Here is an 18,024-nt window from a genome sequence, read left to right on the forward strand (position 1 = left end):
GACTTTTTTGAATGTAACGGCGTTTAATCTAGAGAGACACGAGAAGTCCCCGGTTCCTAAGGGCACGAAGTATTTATTCCGAACTTTCGGCAAACTATTTCGGCGAAGGGCAAGGAGTCCGCAGGGCGCGCGGTCGAAGGCAGTATCGGTTAATACGCCAAGACCCGCGCCCGAGAAACGACGCAGCCATTCGTCGAAAGAGGAAGCCGAGACTCTAACCTGCCCGCAGGATAGCCAGTTTCCTCTGCAGCCCCTCGGTGAGCATCGCGGCAAGGACCCGGTTTCCCTCGCTTTCGAGGGAGGGGTCGGCTTGAAGGACCGCCTGCGCCATCCTGCGGGCCCGCTCCAGCAGGGGGCCGTCGGTGAGGATGTTCCCAACGCGAAGCTCCGGCAGCCCGGACTGGCGGGTGCCCAGCATGTCGCCGGGGCCGCGTATCTTGAGATCTTCCTCTGATATCCGAAAGCCGTCGCAGGTCTTTTCCATTATCGAAAGCCGCTCCCTCGCGTCGCCTGAGACCGGCCCCCCGACCATCAAAAAACACCAGGAGTCGTGCTCGCCCCGCCCCACCCTTCCGCGAAGCTGGTGGAGTTGGGAGAGGCCGAACCTTTCGGCGTGCTCGACCGCCATCACGGAGGCGTTCTTAACGTCGATGCCCACCTCGATAACCGTAGTCGAGACAAGGATGTCTATCTCTCCCCCGTAAAAAGCGCCGAGGGCCATTTCCTTCTCTCCGGCTTTCATCCTGCCGTGGAGCAGCCCGACCCGAAGCTCGGGGAAGACCTCCTCCGAAAAGTGGAGGGAGGTCTCTACGGCGGCCCTAAGGTCCACCTTGTCGCTCTCCTCCACGAGCGGGCAGACGATATAGGCCTGCCGCCCCTTCGCTATCTCGCCCCTGATGAAATCGTAGGCTTTCTGCCGGTTTTCCAGCCTGACCACCTTCGTCTTGACGGGTTTGCGGCCGGGCGGCATCTCGTCTATCACGCTGAGATCGAGATCGCCGTAAACCGTCATCGAGAGGCTTCTGGGAATGGGCGTGGCGGTCATCACAAGCATGTCCGGAGTGCGCCCGTCCCTCCTCTTCGAGGCGAGAAGAGCCCGCTGCATAACGCCGAAGCGGTGCTGCTCGTCCACGATGGCGAGGCCGAGGGATTTAAACTCTACGTCGGGCTGGATGAGGGCGTGGGTGCCGATGATTACGTCGATCTCCCCGGAGGCGAGTTCGCCGAGCATCCTCTCCCTCTCCCCGGCGGGCGCCGAGCCGGTGAGAAGGGCCGTCCTGACGGGAAATCCCTTAAGAAGCGCCGAGATATTCGCGTAATGCTGCTCCGCCAGCACCTCGGTGGGAGCCATGATAGCGCTCTGGTAGCCGCTCTCCACCGCCATCAGCGAGGAGAGGAGGGCCACGAGGGTCTTTCCGCTGCCCACGTCTCCTTGCAGGAGCCGGTGCATGGGACTCTCCGACTCCATGTCCCTGCGTATCTCCCCCAAGACCCGTCTCTGCGCCCCGGTAAGCTCCCAGGGAAGAGAGCGGAGGAGCGGCTTTATCCTGCCGAAATCAGGGTGAAAGGAGATGCCCGGCGCGACCCTGACGCCCTCGCGCTTGCGAAGGAGAGCGAGCTGGAGGAGGAAAAATTCGGAGAGGACGAGTACCTGGCGGGAGGAGGCGACAATCTTTTCAAGCTCCTCTCCGCCCTTCGGGGGAAAATGGAGCTCTCGAAAGACTTTGCCCATGTCAACCCACGCGGCTCCCTCCAGCCCGGAGAGCGCCGCCGCCTCCGGGGGGACGGCGTTCAGGAAGACCGAGGCTCCCGCCTCCACCGCCTTTTTCATTATCTTGCGAAGGGCGCGGGGATGGACTCCCTCCACCTCGGAGTAGACCGGGGTGACGGTTTCCATCTCCCCGTCGTTCGAGCCGTCGAGAGTTTCGAGGTCGGGGTGGATTACCTCGTGCCTGCCCCCGAAATCGCTCACCTGCCCGTAGGCGATGAGGGTCGAGCCGACCGGGTAGCGCTTTCGCAGCCAGTCGAAGTTTCCGTGAAACCACTTGAGCACCGCGACGCCGGTGGAGTCGGCTAGCAGCCCCTCCAGCGCCCTCCTTCTCCGGTAGAAGCGCACTTCGAGGCTAATCAGTTCGCCCTGAAAGGTGGCGCTCTGGCCGTGGTGCAGCTCTCTTATGGGGGCGAGGCGGGTGCGGTCTTCGTAGCGTATGGGGAGAAAAAAGAGGGCGTCTTCGACGGTGAGGAGCCCCTTTTTGGCGAATTTCTCGCCTATCTTTGGGCCGACGCCCTTGATGAGCGTAAGGGGGGTTCCGAGTACGGACTGCATCCGGCGAAACTCGGCCAAAACCGGGACGCCGCACATCTCTTACACCCTGAAAGGGTCGAGGTCTTCGTCGCTCGCCCGGCGGACTTTTATCATTCTCTCCGGCTCGTCCTCGACGACCCCGAAGCCGACCTCGCACTCTTCCGGAGCGCGGGGACAGTAACGAAGAAGGACCGAGGCGGCAAGCGCCCTCTCGTCCCCGCCGGGGCCGGGCCGGAAGATGCCGAGAGGTCCGGGATGCACCGGGACCTTGACCAGCTCGTCCCCCTCCCGAAAGAGGGTCTTGAGGGCGTTGTTCTCCCCTTCGCTCCGCCCCATCGTGAGGATGCTCCCGCCGGGAAAACAAAAGGGCCTGCCCGAGAGAAGGAGGCGGATTTCGTCGGGATTCCGCAGCGCCCGGTCGGTCTTGTCGAAATATTTCCTCACCCGGACCGCTTTTATCGGATCGGTGAGGGAGCACCCCCCGGCGGGAGTGGGATAGCCGGAGATGCCAAGCTCTTCGGCGAGCGCAATCTGGGCTTTCCTGCCGCGCCCCGAAAAGGAGTGGAGTTTTTCGCGGTCAACCCATCCTTCCCTCTCGGGCAGGGTCAGCGGAAGTATTTTTGCGCAGAGGGGGCGAAGAAGGATGTCCTTCGCGCCCATCTTCGCGGCGATAAGGTCCATCGTACCGCGCCGCTGGCTCATCGGGCGCTGGCCGACAACCTCGCCGGTGATGAGGAACTTCGCGCCGGATTCCTCCATCCGCTTAAGGGCCTTTTTGAAGAGGAATATCTTGCAGTCTATGCAGGGGTTGAAGTTCTTGCCGTAGCCGTAGCGCGGGTGGTCCACTATCTCCAGGAATTCTCTCGAAACGTCGATTATTTCCGTGTCGATGGAGAACTTTTCCCGGTAATGGCGGATGGTCGCCTCTTCCCGCCCCTTTACGCTGGCGCAAAAAAAGGGGCTTATGAAGTGGAGCGCCTTTACCTCCACCCCCTGATCCTGCACCACCCTCGTGGCGAGGATGGAATCGAGTCCCCCCGAAAGGAGGCTTACCGCCTTAACCCCGCTCATTTTTAACCGCCGCCCACGCCGCAAGCGCGGCCTCTATGAGTTTCGCCGCCTCCGGCCCGCCCGCCCGCGTCTCGCGGAGAACGTCCTCGTGGCTAAGTCCGCCGGAGCCGAGCCCCGCCGCCGGGTTCGACACCCTGCCGAAGGCTACCGTGTCCAGGCCAAGGAATTTCGCCCAGACGCTCTCCGGCACGGTGGACATCCCGGCGGTGGAGCAGCCGAGCGTTGCCGCCATGCGTATCTCCGCAGGGGTCTCGTAGGTGGGGCCGGAAAAGCCCGCGAGGGTTCCGCTCTTTACGGAGATGCCGGGAAGGGAGGAGCGCACGGGCTCGAAAAGGTCGCGCCGGTAAAGGCTGGAAAGGTCCACAAAGGGGGGGCCGCCGGAGGTTTTGACTCCGAGGAGGGGGTTTTGGCCCATAAGGTTCACGTGGTCGTCTACGAAAATCCAGTCTCCGACCGCTATATCTTTCCCGATGCCGCCGACGGCGGAAAAAAGCATGCAAAAGCGCGCCCCGAGCGCCTTTGCCAGCCGTACCGGAAAGGCCGCAGTGCGCATCGACCCCTCTTCGTAATAATGGGGCCTGCCCATGAAAAGAAGGAGCTTTACCCCTCCCACACGCGCTATTCCGGCGGTTCCGGGGTGTCCGGGGGCTGAGGCTTTCTTTCCCGCCAGCCCGAGGTAATCCCTGGGAAATTCGACCCCCAGAACCTCGGCCGCGCCCGAAAGGCCGGAGCCGAGCACCGCGCAGGCCTCTACCCCCGAGAATTCCCTCCCAAGCTCCCTCGCCGCTCCTTCGGCTTCAAAATCCTCGAAAAAACCCGTCAAGGCTTGAGGGTCTCCAGATCTTCGGGGAACCTTACCTGCACCTCGCCCCCCGTCTTCTGCGGGGTCCGGAGCGCCGCGCCGTTCCAGCGAAGCTGGAGAGCGCCGTCGTCGGGGAAGGTCAGCTTCACTCTGGCTAAGTCGAACTTCCTGGTCTCGTTCTCTCCGAGTTCGATCTTCTGGTTTTCCAGCCCGTCGCCCTCGATGACAAGCCAGGTTTTCGCAGAGGCGGTAATCTCAAGGACGCCGGGGGCGGGCGTTGCGGGCTGGGCCGCCTCCTTCTGGACCGCGGCGGGGGTCTCCTGTTTGGCCGAAACCTCCGAGGGGGCTGCTGCTTCGGCGGCAACCTTCGCACCCTTCTGCTCCGCCGGCTCCTTCTTCGACCAGGGGCTCCAGATCCAGAGGACCACGCCGATTATGACGAGGAGGCCCGCGGCGATTCCCACGAGGTAGAGCGCTCCCTGATTGAACATCTTCCCGAAGGCGGGAAGCTTTTCCTTCCCGTAGGTCATGTCCATATCGCCATCGTTGGCGGAGTACTGCGCCAGATGGGCGAGAGGGTCCTCGCCGCGCGAGATTCTGTACTTTTCGAGGAGACCGGCGCAATCAGCCCCTATCTCGCGGCAGAGGAGCCGTACGAAACCCCTTCCGATGACGCCCTTGGGAACGCTTCCCCAGTCTTCTTCTTCCAGAGCCTCAATGTAGCGGATCTGAATCCGGGTGATGTCGCTCAGGCGGCGAAGATCGAAGCCGGCCTTTAAGCGGGCTTCCTTTAGGGCTTCACCGAAACCGCCGGTCTTGTGCGAAACAGAGTTCATCTATTATTTCTCCAGAAAATCCAGATAGGTTTTCGCCGTCTTGCCCGTCTCGGACGATGCGCCGAGCTTCCAGGCCTGCCTGAAGGACTCCGCCGCGCCCTCACGGTCTTTTTTCCGGTTGAGGATAATGCCCTTCTGGAGGTGCGCCTCGGCGAAATCCGGGTAGATGCGTAGCGCCTGATTAACCTGCTCCAGGGCGTCGTTATCCTTTCCCATGTCGAAAAGCACTATGCCGAGGTTCAGGCGGGCCTGGGGGACGGAGGGATTTACCTCTATCGACTCTTCGAGCCTTTTTCTGGCGTCGTCTATCCTGCCGAGCTTGTAGTAGGCCCAGCCGAGATTTGAAAGTGCGGCCTCGTAAGAGTTGTAATAGACATTTTTAAGCGCTTTTTCAAGGGCGGCGACCGCGTCGGTATAGCGCGCCTGGGACATGTAGAGAGTCCCGAGGTTGTTGGCGCCCTCGGAAAACTCGGGCTTGAGTTCCAGCGCCCGCTTGAAGTGCATTTCGGCCAGTCCGTACTCCTTGTGAGCCCAGTAGGCCAGCCCCATCATGTTGTGTATCTCGGGGTCGTCCGGGGTTAGCGCCTCCGCCTTGGCCAATTCCTGCAGCGCCCTCGCGGGACGCCCCTCCTTCATGAAGGCGTAGGCGAGCTGCTGCGATGCCAGGGCGTCGTTCTTGCGGGTCTCGCTATCGTTCGAGCACCCCGCCGCCAGGCAGAGGGACAAAACCAGAAATACCAAAAATACCGCTTTAACGTTTGGCGTTTTCAATCGTGCCGATTCCTTTTTGCCGGGTTTACCGACAGGATGCCGTATATGAGCTTTTTTGGCAACATTCCTATATGTCGGCCTCGAAGAAGGTCATCCGGCGAAACTCCTCGAAGCGAGCCCGGAGGTCCTCCCTTTCTAGGTACAGAAGCCTCTTGAAGCTGAAACTCTCGACGTTGAAGCTTGCCACGGCGCTTCCGTAGACAATCGCCCTTCGTATTCCCTCGAAGGAGATGTCTCCCGTCAGGGCAATCTGGCCCATGAACCCCCCGGCGAAGGTATCTCCCGCCCCGGTGGGGTCGAAGATGGATTCGAGGGGGTAGGCCGGGGCGCTGAAGACGTGGTTAGGGGCGAAATAGATAACGCCGTACTCTCCGCGCTTGACGACCACCCCTCCCGGCCCCCAGTCGAGAATCTTCTTGCCCGCCTTGACGAGGTTGGATTCCTCGGCGAGCATTCTCGCCTCGGCCTCGTTCAGCACCAGAATGTCTACACGCTCGATGACCTTCTGAAGCGCCGCCCGCTTTCCCTCGATCCAGAAATTCATGGTGTCGGCGGCGACCAGCGCCGGGGAATCCACCTGATCGAGCACCTTTAACTGAAGCTCGGGGTCAATGTTGGCCAGAAAGAGGTATTCGGCGGCACGCTGTTCGGAGGTGAGAACCGGGTCGAACCCCTCGAAGACGTTGAGGTGGGTCTCAAGGGTGAGGGCCTCGTTGAGATCGAAGCCGTAGCGCCCCTTCCACCTGAAGGTCCTGCCCGGAACTGTGGTGAGGCCGGAGAGATCCGCGCCCCGAACGGAGAGAAAATCAAGCGCGTCCGGCGGAAAGTCTTCTCCTACCACCGCGACCAGCTTTACCGGGGCGAAAAGGCTGGCGGCCGCCGAGAAGTAAAGGGCGCTTCCTCCGATGGAGTCCTCTTCGCGGCCGAAGGGTGTTTCCACCGAATCTATGGCGACGGAGCCTACTACAAGAAGATCTGACACCTTTACGCTCCTTTCAGATACTTGCCGTAGAGGAGGCTCACCGCCTGCCGGGTGTTCTCGGGAACGGCGTCGGGGGCGGTCATTATCGCGTACTTCGCCGCCTCCTTGCACGCGCACGTCCTCTCGGCGGGAATCAGTGAGACGACCCTCCGCACCAGTTCCTTTGAGTTGTTGACGTTCTTTCCGAGCACTTCGAGTATCGCCTCGATGCTGACCGCTTCTTCGTGCCAGCAGTCGAAATCGGTGACCGTCGCGACGGTGGCGTAGCAAAGCTCCGCTTCCCTCGCCAGCTTCGCCTCGGTGGCGTTGGTCATCCCGACTATGGTGGCGCCCCACTGGCGGTAGAGATGGGATTCGGCCCTCGTCCCGAAGGTCGGCCCCTGTATGCAGACGTAGGTGCCGCCCCGATGAAACTTCGGCCCCAGCCCCTCTCCGGCCTTGAAAACCGCGTCGCCAAGGAGCGAACAGACCGGATCGGCCATGCCTACGTGACCTGCGAGGCCGTTTCCGAAAAAGGTGTTGGGACGGGCGAGGGCGCGGTCGATGAACTGGTCGGGAATGACCACCTCGCCGGGTTTGGCCTCGGGCTGCAGGCTGCCGACGGCGGAGAGGGAGACCACCCACTCGACGCCGAGGGACTTCAAGGCGTAAATGTTCGCCCTGTAGGGCACCTCGGAGGGCAGGTAGCGGTGGCCCCTGCCGTGGCGGGGCAAAAAGACCAGCTTTCTTCCGGCGTAATACCCCGTGACAAGTTTGTCCGAGGGCATGCCGAAGGGGGTGGGAACCTCCACCTCGGCTATCCTTTCAAGGCCTTCCATCTCGTAAAGGCCGCTTCCGCCTATTATTCCTATAGCCTTTTCCATCCTTCAGGACTCCTTTTCAGGCGCGGCCGGGCACTCCGCCCGCTCTGCGCGTAGCTGGCCGCAGGCCGCCAAAATGTCATCGCCGCGGCTCTTTCTCACCATCGCGACGAAATTCTTCTCTAAAAGATACTCCTGGAACTTCCTCACGTCTTCCTGCGAGGGAGCCTTGAAGTGGCTGCCCTCGTGGGGATTGTAGGGTATGAGGTTTATCTTGCACTTTATGGGCGCAAGAAGTTTCGCCAGCCTTTTCGCATCTTCGAGGGTGTCGTTGAACCCTCCGAGAAGGACGTATTCTATAGTGAAGTGCTCCCTGTCGGGAAGTTCCAATGTGGCGAGGGTTTTTAAAAGTTCCGCGATGGGCCAGCGGAGGTTGACCGGCATGATGGCGCTGCGCTGCTCGTCGGTGGTGGCGTTGAGAGAGACGGCGAGATTCATGAGCATGGAGTGGGGGAGTTTTTGTATCGCGTCCACCAGCCCCGAGGTAGATACCGTCACCTTCCTTCTCGAAATCGAGATTCCCCAGTCCGAGGTGATTATGGAAAAGGCCCGCACCACCGCGTCGTAATTGTGGAGGGGCTCGCCCATCCCCATGAAGACCACGTTTGTCACCCTTCCAAGCTCCGGGCAGTATTTTTGAGCGGCGATTATCTGGGCGACGATCTCACCCGCTTCGAGGTTGCGGACAAGTCCGCCGCCCGCCGTCCGGCAAAAGCGGCACCCCATAGCGCAACCCACCTGCGTGGAGACGCACTGGGTAAGGCGGCCCTCCTCGGGAATGAGCACCGTCTCTATCCTCTCGCCGTCGGAAAGTTCGAGGAGAAGCTTCTCGGTACCGTCCCGGCTGACCTGCTTTTCCACCAGCGCGGGCAACTCCAGCGACGCCTCGACGGCGAGCTTTTCCCTGAGAGTTACCGAAAGCTCGGTCATCCCGGCGAAGGAGAGCACTCCGCGACGGTAGATGTTGCTGAGTATCTGGCGGGCGCGAAAGGGTTTCTCGTCGAGCCCGGCGATAAAGTTCTCCAGCGATTCCCTGTCGAGGCCGTAAAGTAAAACCGGTTTCAAATACTCTCCATCCCTTTATAACTTCGTGAATTTCCCGGTTTTATACTCCGCCGGGGAACAACAGTCAACGCGCCGGGACGTTGACACCGGCCAGACGATGCTTATACTGAATATATGTTTAAAGGCTTTAACGGGTTAACCCTTCTTCTCGCGGTAATAGGGGTGTTTTTCGCCGCCGGAACGGCTCACGCTTTCGGCCCGGCGACGCATCTCGAACTCTCCGGCCAGATTCTGGCTAACCTATCGCTGATACCCGCGGCGACGGCCCAGCTCATCAGCGCCTACCCCTTTGATTTTTACTACGGCTCTATAGCCGCCGACATCGTCGTCGCCAAGAAGATGGCCCCCTACCTCCACCACTGCCATAGGTGGACGGTCGGTCTGGACGTTCTGGAGAACTCCGAAAAGCCGAGCCAGAAGGCGTTCGCTCTGGGCTACATGACCCACCTCGCGGCGGACGTGGTAGCCCACAACTACTTCGTCCCCTACAAGCTCATCGTCGGCTTCACCTCGAAGGCCAACAACCACGCCCTTCTGGAGATGCGCTTTGACTCCTACGCCCCCCAGAAGGTCTGGGAGATACCGCCGCTCATCTCCAGAGAGATGCACCTGGACAACGACGAGCTTTTAAAGCGCGTCCTTTCGCGCCAGCTCTTTTCCTTCGCGACCAACAAGACCCTCTTCAAGGGCGTGGTTCTGCTGAGCCGCTCCAGCAAGTGGCAATCGCTCGTACAAAAAGCGATGGAAAACCAAAGCCCCGCCCTCGACCTTGAGAGAATCGACCACTACAAGGCGCTCTCCTTCAACGCCTGCACCTCCCTGCTCTCCGAGATGGAGGAATCCTGGATTTTCTGCGCCGATCCTACGGGGCAGAACTCCCTGAAAGCAGCCGGAGAGGTGGCGAGGAGGCTGCGAAACGATTTTCTCAAGGGGAAACTGTCCAGAGAAGGGTTCACCAGGATTCTTGAGCGCTACAGGCCCCACCTCGAAGCCTCGCTCTTCGCGAAACCCAACGCCGACAGGCTGTTCCTCTCGGCAATGGAGATCATCGAGAGCGAAAAGCACTAGCACCGGCTTCCTATTTCGACGGATGGCTGCGTCGTTTCTCGGGCGCTCCCGTCGTAGTCACGCTACTGCCTGCGACCTCGCGCCCTGCGGACTCCTTGCCCTTCGCCGAAATAGTTTGCCGGAAATCGAAAAACCCTCCGCGTCGTGGAAGAAGTGCTCGCCTGACTTATTCGTGAAGCGCCTCCCCCATTATTGCCCCCGCGCTCGAAGTTCCTATCCTCGTCGCCCCCGCCGCGATAAGCTCCTCAACCTGACTTAAAGTCCGTATCCCGCCGGAGGCCTTTATCCCCCTCCTTGGCCCCTCGATTTCCGCGAGAATCCTTATATCCTCGACGGTCGCCCCCCTCGGGCCGTAGCCGGTGGAGGTCTTCAGGAAATCCGCGCCCTCGCTCAGGGCTATCCCGCCAAGCTCTCCTATCTGTGCAGGGGTTAGAAAGCCGGTTTCGAGGATAACCTTTAAAACCCGGCCTTCGCTCGCTTTCCTCGCCATTTTCAATTCCGCCGCGACCTCTTTGACCCGCCCTTCGAGAAAGAGCCCGGCGTTGGCGACGATATCGACCTCGTGGGCTCCAATTTGGACAAGCTCCGCGACCTCTCCCGCCTTTGTTTCCGCCGTGGAGTTTCCCAGTGGAAACCCCGCGACGCTGACCACCCGCGCCTCGCTACCCTTTAAAAAGCCCAGCGCTTCCCTGACCCTGCAAGGGGCGACGCAGACCCCGTAGAGACCGAGAGCCATCGCCTCGGCGCAGAGTTTTTCGATCCCCGCTCCGCTTGCGGTGGGCGCAAGCAGCGTGGATTCAAGAGTTTTTCTGATCTCGGAAGGGTTCATCAAAATATCTCCGCAGATTTTTTGAGCAGACCGGAACCTATCACTCAAAGTTCTCGCTGCCAAGAGTGAGGTTGTTTAAAAAACCGCACGCAAGGATGAGCCGCAACAACCTCGTTTCGATTTTGTTTCAGAAGCTGTATTCTACAGAGATGTTAAAGAAACTCGACCGCTACCTCATAACGGAATTTCTGCCGACCTTCGGACTTTCGCTGGCGGTTTTTTCCTTCGTCCTCCTGCTGCAGAGGCTGGCGAAGCTTTTCGACCTGGTGGCGACCAAAGGGCTCCCTGTCTCCTCGGTGCTGGAGCTTCTGGCCCTGATGTTTCCCACCCTCCTTCCCCTCCTGCTGCCGATAAGCCTCCTTTTGTCGGTGCTGCTGGCGATGGGTAGGCTCAGTTCCGATTCGGAAATCACGGCCATGCGCTCCGTCGGCATCGGCCTTTCCAAAAACATGAAGCCGGTGTTCCTCTTTTCCCTCGCGGTCTTCGTCCTCGCCGCTTTCACCTCGCTCTGGGTTCAGCCCACTTCGGAGCGCCGCCTGCGGCAGGCCCTTTACGACACCCTGATGAACCGCATAAACCTCTCGGCGGAGGCGGGAACCTTCTCCCAGCTCTCCGACGGCATCACCCTTTACGCCGCCGGAAAGGGCTCCAAAGAGGGCGCTCTTAAGGGGATTTTTCTCTACTCCACCCAAAAGCCCCTCGAAAACGCGGTGATAACCGCGGAGAGCGGGATAATCAGGTCGGTAGGAACGGGGCTCGCTCTGGATCTCCGGGAAGTCGAGATACAGCAGGTCACGAAGGGGGGAAACCTTCAGCGCACCCGCGCCGCCGAATCCAGGATTACGATTCCGGTCCCCTCTCCCGCGCCCCAGTCCCTCAAGGAGGAGGAGCTGCCCACCTCCACCCTCTTCAGCCAGGGGTATCTTACCGGCTCGGAGAACGACTCGCGGCTTGAATTACAGAAGAGGATAGCCCTTCCCTTCTCCTGCATCGTGCTCGGGCTCCTCGGCGCCTCCCTGGGGCTCCACCACGACCGCTCGGGAAAATCGCGCGGCGTGGTCCTCTGCCTGATGCTGGTCTTCGTCTACTACTCCCTCCACACCTTCGGCCTCACTATGGGGAAGAACAAGCGCATGGACCCGTGGCTGGCGATGTGGCTGCCGAATTTCGTCATGGGTGCGCTGGCGCTTTACGCCTTTCTCCGAAAAAACCGCGAAAAGCCCCTGCCCTTTGAAAGGGCGATGGGAGCAGCCGTTGAAAAGATTCACTCCGCTCTTTCCTCCCTCGCCGGGAAGTCCGCGAAATGAAGATATTAAACCGCTATCTCGCCGCCTCCTTCTTCCGTAATTTCGCCCTCGCGGCGGCTGCGCTCCTCGGCCTTTTTCTCCTCATCACCGTCTTCGAGAGCCTCCGCACCCTCCTTCGCTACGACGCCTCCCTGAGCGATTCGGTCAGGATGATAGCCTCGCAGATCCCCTGGATGGCGGTGCAGGTAATCCCGATTTCCTGCCTCATCGGAACGATGGCGACCCTTTCGATAATGGCCAAAGACGGCGAGATAACCGCCCTTCGCGCCTCCGGCATTCCGATACGCAGGCTGGCCTGGCCTATCATGCTCTGCGGCCTTTCCCTCAGCGTGTTTTGCTTCGTTCTTCAGGAGCGGGTCGTCCCGGCCGCCTACAGCTATTCCCGGGAAATAAAAAACATAAAGATAAAGGGGATGACGGCGAAAAACATCGCCCGCTCTACCGATGTCTGGCTGCGCATGGGAGACGCCATCGTACACGCGCAGTTCATCTCGCCGGACCGCAGGGAGATGAAGGGGCTGCAGGTCTTCGAGCTTGAAAAGGGCAAGGTCGCCCGGCAGATGAACGCGAAAGGCGCTTCCTGGACGGGCGAGAAGTGGACCATGTCCGACATCTCGGTCAAGGCCATCGACGCCGGGCAGGGGTGGAAGAGCGAGCAGCTTCCTTCGCTGGACTACCCCGTCGCCCCCATGCCCGAGGAGATATACGTCTCCCGCGACCTGCCCGCCGAGCTGTCCATGGCCGATCTGGGGAAATCCATTGAATCTCAAAGGGCCCAGGGACTGAGCGTGAACGACCTTCTGGTGGATTACTGGTCCAAGACCAGCTTCCCCTTCGCCAGCCTGATAATGGCGCTTGTCGCGGTCCCCTTCGCCGCGAGGGTCTCGAAGCGCGCCGGGCTCTGGGGAGGGATAGCCAAGGGGATCGGCATCGGCCTTTGCTTTTACCTCATTCAGATGTTCGGCATCTCCTTCGGCAGGACCGGAAACATCCCCCCAATGCTCGCCGCGTGGCTGGGCAATCTGGTCTTCGCCCTCCTCTGCGCCCGCCTCCTTGTCAGGTCCGAATCGGCCTGATCGACCCATCCGCAAACACCGTACCGCCCTGAGAAACAGCCGACAAATTTCCCGGAGAGACGCTGGTATCCTGCACGCGGCTGGCACCTTTCGGCGCGATTCTCCCGGTTCCGGCCCTTTCAGAAATTAGCCGAGCGGCCAAAATGCCTTTAGGACACGTAAAAAAATTAAAGAGAAACTAAAAAATAAGGCCCCGAAGGGGGGGCTGTGCGTTGACAATCAACTTTGGGGCTGATAAAGTTAAACAGCGTTTGTTTATTTCATACGTCTTTTTTTAAAAATCATAACCGAAAGCAGGAGATTTAGATGGGACGATACGATGAAGTTTTCAGCCGGAGTCTGACCGACAAGGAAGGCTTCTGGGGCGAAGCCGCCCAGAACATCACCTGGGAGAAGAAGTGGGACAAGGTCCTCGACGACGCCACCCCGCCCTTCTACCACTGGTTCACCGGCGGCGAGCTCAACACCTGCTACAACGCCCTCGACCGCCACGCCGACGGCGGGCGCGGCGACCAGACCGCCCTCATCTTCGACAGCCCCGTCACGGAAGTTAAAAAGAAATACACCTACAAAGAGCTTCGCGACGAAGTGGCGAAGATCGCCGGGTGCATCGCCTCCCTCGGCCTGAAGAAGGGCGACACCGCCATCATCTACATGCCGATGGTCCCCGAAGCGGTAATGTCGATGCTGGCCTGCGCCCGCCTCGGCGTCATCCACTCCGTCGTCTTCGGCGGCTTCGCCCCCAACGAGCTTGCCATCCGCATCAACGACGCCATGCCCAAGCTGATCATCAGTAGCTCCTGCGGCATCGAAGGCAAGAAGGTAATCGAGTACAAGCCGCTGCTTGACAAGGCCATCGAGCTGGCCGACCACAAGCCCGCGAACACCATCATCCTCCAGAGGCCGATGGTGAAGGCTTCGATGGTAGCCGGAAGGGATCACGACTGGAACGAGATCATGGCCACCGCCAGGCCCGCGGGCTGCGTGACGGTCAAGGCCACCGACCCCCTCTACATCCTCTACACCTCCGGCACCACCGGCATCCCCAAGGGCATCGTCCGCGACAACGGCGGCCACGCCGTCGCGCTCTACCAGTCGATGAAGATCATCTACAACATAAACCCCGGCGACGTATTCTGGGCCGCCTCCGACGTGGGCTGGGTCGTCGGCCACTCCTACATCGTCTACGCCCCGCTCCTCATCGGCGCGACCACCGTTGTCTTTGAAGGCAAGCCTATCGGCACCCCCGACCCCGGCGCTTTCTGGCGCGTGATCTCCGAATACGGCGTAAAGGCGCTCTTCACCGCGCCCACCGCCTTTCGCGCCATCAAGAAAGAAGACCCCACCGGCTCGTACATACAGAAGTACGACCTCTCCAGGTTTGAATACCTCTTCCTCGCGGGAGAGCGCCTCGACCCCGACACCTACCACTGGGCCGCCAACCTTCTCAAGCGCCCCGTAATCGACCACTGGTGGCAGACAGAGACCGGCTGGGCCATAGCCGCCAACTGCATGGGCGTAGAGCAGCTTCCCGTCAAGGCGGGCTCGCCCACCAAGGCGGTCCCCGGCTTCGACGTAAAGATCGTCAACGAATCAGGCAAAGAGCTTGGCCCCAACGAAGAGGGCGTCGTCGTCATCAGAACCCCGCTGCCCCCCGCCTGTCTGCCCACCCTGTGGAACAACGACAAGCGCTTCAAGGAATCCTACATGGATCCCTTCCCCGGCTACTACTTCACCGGCGACGGCGGCTACAAAGACGCCGACGGCTACCTCTACATCATGGGCCGCGTAGACGACGTAATCAACGTAGCGGGCCACCGCCTCTCCACCGGCGCGATGGAAGAGATAATCGCCACCCACCCCGACGTAGCCGAGTGCGCCGTCTTCGGAGCCGACGACAACCTCAAGGGCCAGGTCCCCGTCGGCCTCTTCGTCCTCAAGGCGGGCGTCACCCGCACAGAAGAAGAGATCGTCCCCGAGCTCGTCAAGATGATCCGCGAGAGAATCGGCGCGATAGCGTGCTTCAAGCAGGCCAGCCTCATCAAAAGGCTCCCCAAGACCCGCTCCGGCAAGATACTGCGCGGCACCATGAGAAAGATCGCCGACGGCAAAGAATACTCCATCCCCTCCACCATCGACGATCCCGCCATACTCGGCGAGATCGAAGAAGCATTGCAGCACATCGGGTACGCGAAAAAGCAGTAAGGTTAGGCGTCATTCCCGCGAACGCGGGAATTCATAGAAATAAAGAGGGCGGCTCCGAAAGGAGTCGCCCTTATTTTGCTTTAAAAACAGGTTGGGTGGAGTGAAGTGATACCAAAGCTACTTGGCTCGGCTTTTGAAAAATAAATGTATTAAATCATATTAAATAATAGTATTGTCATAAATTCCATATACCGGTTCTGTTTTGTTGTACCAATGGAATGGTGTTATAGGGTTACTATTTATAAATCTTGAACCTTCATCAATGTGCCCGAGAATTTTCATTCGCTCCCAAGTTTCACGCAACAAAAAAACCCAATTTGTATTTATTTTTGTGTAAAATATTTTTAGCAATTGTAACGCTTTATTTTTGCCCTCAAGCTCAAGTATTCCATCAATCGCCAACAAAGTAGCCCAAAGTTCGTCACTTTTGGGGTTGGCGGATATATTGTTAATAAATGTATCAATCTTGGTACGTAGTATTTTTTCAGGATTATCTAACAAAGAGTTGTGAGCCAATGCCCTTATTGCTGCGATGCAAGTAGATAGGTCATTGCAATTTTCGTACTCTGCCTTAATTTGTTCCAAGTATATTCCAAGTTTGCCCGATATAAGCAGAATATCAATAGTTGTTTTTTTGTTTGCAAATGCCCAACCAAGTATTACTGATATGGCGTTATCGTTATAGTCTGATAGAAATTTTATTTTGTCTACCATCACCTCAAAACAATCATTATCTGCCAATAATTTGATAGTTCGTGTAATTTATTTTGAGTTAGAAATTGCAATACGCTCGAAGGCTGTAGCTATAATGTCTTCTTCCTTCTTTATATTGTTGTTTATTATTTCTTTTTCCAAAAGAAGTGCAATGTAATCACATCTATCGTTGCTCAATTTTGTAATTAATAATGTCTTTATTTCATTCCTGACTTGCAATGCTTCTTCCTCTTCTAATAGCGATATCAACCATTCATCATCTAAGCTACCTTCAAATTTAACTAATCCTTCAACAGCTTTTTGCCTTGATGAAGTGAATACACTATTTTTTGCAATTATCTTTAATATTTCAACATTTTCAAGAGTTAAATCTTCAAAAAGTTCGTCGATCCTATCTTCTTCCTCTGTCTCAAGTTCTTCTTCTGAAGCCATCTGCAATTTTAGAAATTGTTTTGGAAGCCACCCCTTTTTAATTGACTGTCTTACCTCTTGGCGAATTGCCTCTGAAGGATCGGCATACAAATGAGCTATCACATCTGTTGTAAGTTTTGAATCAGGTTCACCATCTATCTTTTCCCCAGGCAGCCAATTGTCGCCAACTTTTTGTCGATATTTATTAAGCAATAAAACAAAAGCAGTATATCTAATCTCAGGCATTTTGCTATTAAGACACTTGAATATTGTCATATTTCCATCATCTGCAAAATAATAATAAGGCGTCATGGCAGCAATTCTAACTGCTTCATCTTCGTCCTTCATTAAAATATTAACGCTCCGCAGAATCTTGCGTTTTTGCATCGGTAATTTACTGGCAAGTATAAAATAGGCAGTTGCGAGCAATTTCTTACATTGAGACTCAAGTGGCTTATTTGCCATTTCTATCAAAGGTTCGGTTGCTTTTTCTTTTCCAATTGACACAACTGCACCAATTATTGATTCCGAAAATACCGAAAATTCACTATTACCAAAAAATCTCAAAAGATATTTCCACGAGTTTTCTCTGTTTCTTTCGATAAACATAAAATCTAATAACGAATTTTTAAACTTGTAGCTTAGCTCATTGTATTTATCCACATGCATTGACAGGCTATCTTGTACACAATCTAATATTTTTATATCAACTCCAACATCGTTAATTGCATCCCACTTATCATCCCTTTCCTCAAACATTTGTCTAATCACATCGTATTCGTTTCCAATTAAAAGTAATTTTACATAGCAAACTAAAGCCGGGAGAAACATTGGCTCTATATCAATTGATTTAGCAAAATAAATGGTTGCCTTATCGTAATGATGCATTTCAAAAGCTTTTCTACCTTCATCAAACCAATATTCCTTGCTAACATCACTTACGCTTGACAATACTTTCTTTAATTCTCTGACTATTGAGTCAAAGCCAGAGTCATAACTCAAATATAGTATATTTGCAAGTTGTACCGGGTACTCCAGTAGCACCTTACTATAGTCCCCTATTATTAAAGGAACAAGAAGAGAACTGTTATTCTGTAGTTTTGCCAATGCAAATGCGGCATTTAATTCATTTTGAGCAAAATTACCGTTCACAAAGTTCTCAGATAAACATAGTAAAATTATTTTGCAGCTTTTTAGACCATAATTAATTTTTGTCGAAAAAGAATCGCCTGGCACTAATTCTAAATTATCATACCAATATGTAATACCGTTCCGCTCAAGAGCTGAAAGCAATGGTTCGATAAGATGTTTATCCTTATGCGCGTGAGAGACAAAAATATCTTTCATGTTGGTCTCCATTGCATGAGCCGTGTAGCCGTGTAGGTCGGCTTGAGGCACGAAAGCCGACATTTCATTAATTGTTTCTTATGTGGACACCCGTCAACAAGCCGCATAGGGTGGGCTCGGCCCACCATCGCTTGGCCTTTTGTACCTGCGACACCGTGGCGCGCCAAAAAGATGACCAAATCTGTACGTAATTTATTTTGCGGCCATTATGCGACTTTTTTATCTGGATTGAAAGGGTGTTCCGCTACGCCGTGACGAGGGGTGATTGTGTAAGGCGAGCATAGCCCGCCTTTTTACAGCTCGCCGGGCTTCGCCCTGCACCCTTGGTACTTTTTTTAGAAAAAAGTACCCAAAAAATCGGCCCGGAAGGAGCCG

General features: G+C 56.8%; 15 protein-coding genes. 4 read left to right on the forward strand and 11 right to left on the reverse strand.

Annotation, left to right across the window (positions count from 1 at the left end; genetic code table 11):
* Positions 1–214: 214 nt before the first annotated feature.
* The 8 genes from recG to rlmN all read right to left on the reverse strand — a co-directional run bounded on the left by recG (position 215) and on the right by rlmN (position 8,692).
* Complete coding sequence (gene recG, locus EPN96_03155) at positions 215–2,362, reverse strand: ATP-dependent DNA helicase RecG (protein TAL18031.1); 2,148 nt, start codon at positions 2,360–2,362, stop codon at positions 215–217.
* 3 nt (positions 2,363–2,365) lie between these two features.
* A complete protein-coding gene (locus EPN96_03160; GenBank protein TAL18032.1) occupies positions 2,366–3,376 on the reverse strand; it encodes a thiamine biosynthesis protein in 1,011 nt (336 codons plus the stop codon).
* Positions 3,363–4,199 carry a purine-nucleoside phosphorylase gene (locus tag EPN96_03165; protein ID TAL18033.1) on the reverse strand — a complete coding sequence of 279 codons (837 nt, stop codon included), beginning with the start codon at positions 4,197–4,199 and terminating at the stop codon, positions 3,363–3,365. Before EPN96_03165 ends, EPN96_03160 begins: the two co-directional genes overlap by 14 nt.
* A complete protein-coding gene (locus EPN96_03170; GenBank protein ID TAL18034.1) occupies positions 4,196–5,014 on the reverse strand; it encodes a helix-turn-helix domain-containing protein in 819 nt (272 codons plus the stop codon). Before EPN96_03170 ends, EPN96_03165 begins: the two co-directional genes overlap by 4 nt.
* 3 nt (positions 5,015–5,017) lie before the next feature.
* Positions 5,018–5,785, reverse strand: coding sequence for a tetratricopeptide repeat protein (locus EPN96_03175; protein TAL18035.1), 768 nt, complete (start codon positions 5,783–5,785; stop codon positions 5,018–5,020).
* A 67-nt stretch (positions 5,786–5,852) separates the two neighbouring features.
* On the reverse strand, positions 5,853–6,767 hold the full coding sequence (locus tag EPN96_03180; protein TAL18036.1) for a sugar kinase: 915 nt from the start codon (positions 6,765–6,767) through the stop codon (positions 5,853–5,855).
* A gap of 2 nt (positions 6,768–6,769) precedes the next feature.
* A complete protein-coding gene (gene mtnP, locus EPN96_03185; GenBank protein TAL18037.1) occupies positions 6,770–7,630 on the reverse strand; it encodes an S-methyl-5'-thioadenosine phosphorylase in 861 nt (286 codons plus the stop codon).
* Positions 7,631–7,633: 3 nt separating this feature from the next.
* Positions 7,634–8,692 carry a 23S rRNA (adenine(2503)-C(2))-methyltransferase RlmN gene (gene rlmN, locus EPN96_03190; GenBank protein ID TAL18038.1) on the reverse strand — a complete coding sequence of 353 codons (1,059 nt, stop codon included), beginning with the start codon at positions 8,690–8,692 and terminating at the stop codon, positions 7,634–7,636.
* 114 nt (positions 8,693–8,806) lie between these two features.
* On the opposite strand from rlmN, the gene EPN96_03195 reads away from it, so the two are divergent.
* On the forward strand, positions 8,807–9,760 hold the full coding sequence (locus EPN96_03195; GenBank protein TAL18039.1) for a hypothetical protein: 954 nt from the start codon (positions 8,807–8,809) through the stop codon (positions 9,758–9,760).
* A 166-nt stretch (positions 9,761–9,926) separates the two neighbouring features.
* Here EPN96_03195 and deoC read toward each other — a convergent pair whose 3' ends face one another.
* Positions 9,927–10,589 (reverse strand): deoxyribose-phosphate aldolase, encoded by a 663-nt coding sequence (gene deoC / locus EPN96_03200; GenBank protein TAL18040.1) that lies wholly within the window; start codon positions 10,587–10,589, stop codon positions 9,927–9,929.
* Between the two features lie 71 nt (positions 10,590–10,660).
* Here deoC and lptF point away from each other — a divergent pair, with 71 nt between their 5' ends.
* The 3 genes from lptF to EPN96_03215 all read left to right on the forward strand — a co-directional run bounded on the left by lptF (position 10,661) and on the right by EPN96_03215 (position 15,177).
* Positions 10,661–11,896, forward strand: a complete 1,236-nt coding sequence (gene lptF / locus EPN96_03205; protein ID TAL18041.1) for an LPS export ABC transporter permease LptF — start codon at positions 10,661–10,663, stop codon at positions 11,894–11,896.
* A complete protein-coding gene (gene lptG / locus EPN96_03210; GenBank protein TAL18042.1) occupies positions 11,893–12,972 on the forward strand; it encodes an LPS export ABC transporter permease LptG in 1,080 nt (359 codons plus the stop codon). The genes lptF and lptG overlap by 4 nt, the downstream gene beginning before the upstream one ends.
* 306 nt (positions 12,973–13,278) lie before the next feature.
* The gene (locus tag EPN96_03215; GenBank protein ID TAL18043.1) at positions 13,279–15,177 is read left to right on the forward strand and encodes a propionyl-CoA synthetase; all 1,899 of its coding nucleotides are present in this window, start codon (positions 13,279–13,281) and stop codon (positions 15,175–15,177) included.
* A 159-nt stretch (positions 15,178–15,336) separates the two neighbouring features.
* Here EPN96_03215 and EPN96_03220 read toward each other — a convergent pair whose 3' ends face one another.
* Complete coding sequence (locus tag EPN96_03220) at positions 15,337–15,918, reverse strand: hypothetical protein (GenBank protein ID TAL18044.1); 582 nt, start codon at positions 15,916–15,918, stop codon at positions 15,337–15,339.
* A 21-nt stretch (positions 15,919–15,939) separates the two neighbouring features.
* Positions 15,940–17,712 (reverse strand): toll/interleukin-1 receptor domain-containing protein, encoded by a 1,773-nt coding sequence (locus EPN96_03225; protein ID TAL18045.1) that lies wholly within the window; start codon positions 17,710–17,712, stop codon positions 15,940–15,942.
* Positions 17,713–18,024 lie beyond the last annotated feature (312 nt).

The organism is bacterium (assembly GCA_004322275.1).
Classification (GTDB): domain Bacteria; phylum Desulfobacterota; class Deferrisomatia; order Deferrisomatales; family BM512; genus SCTA01.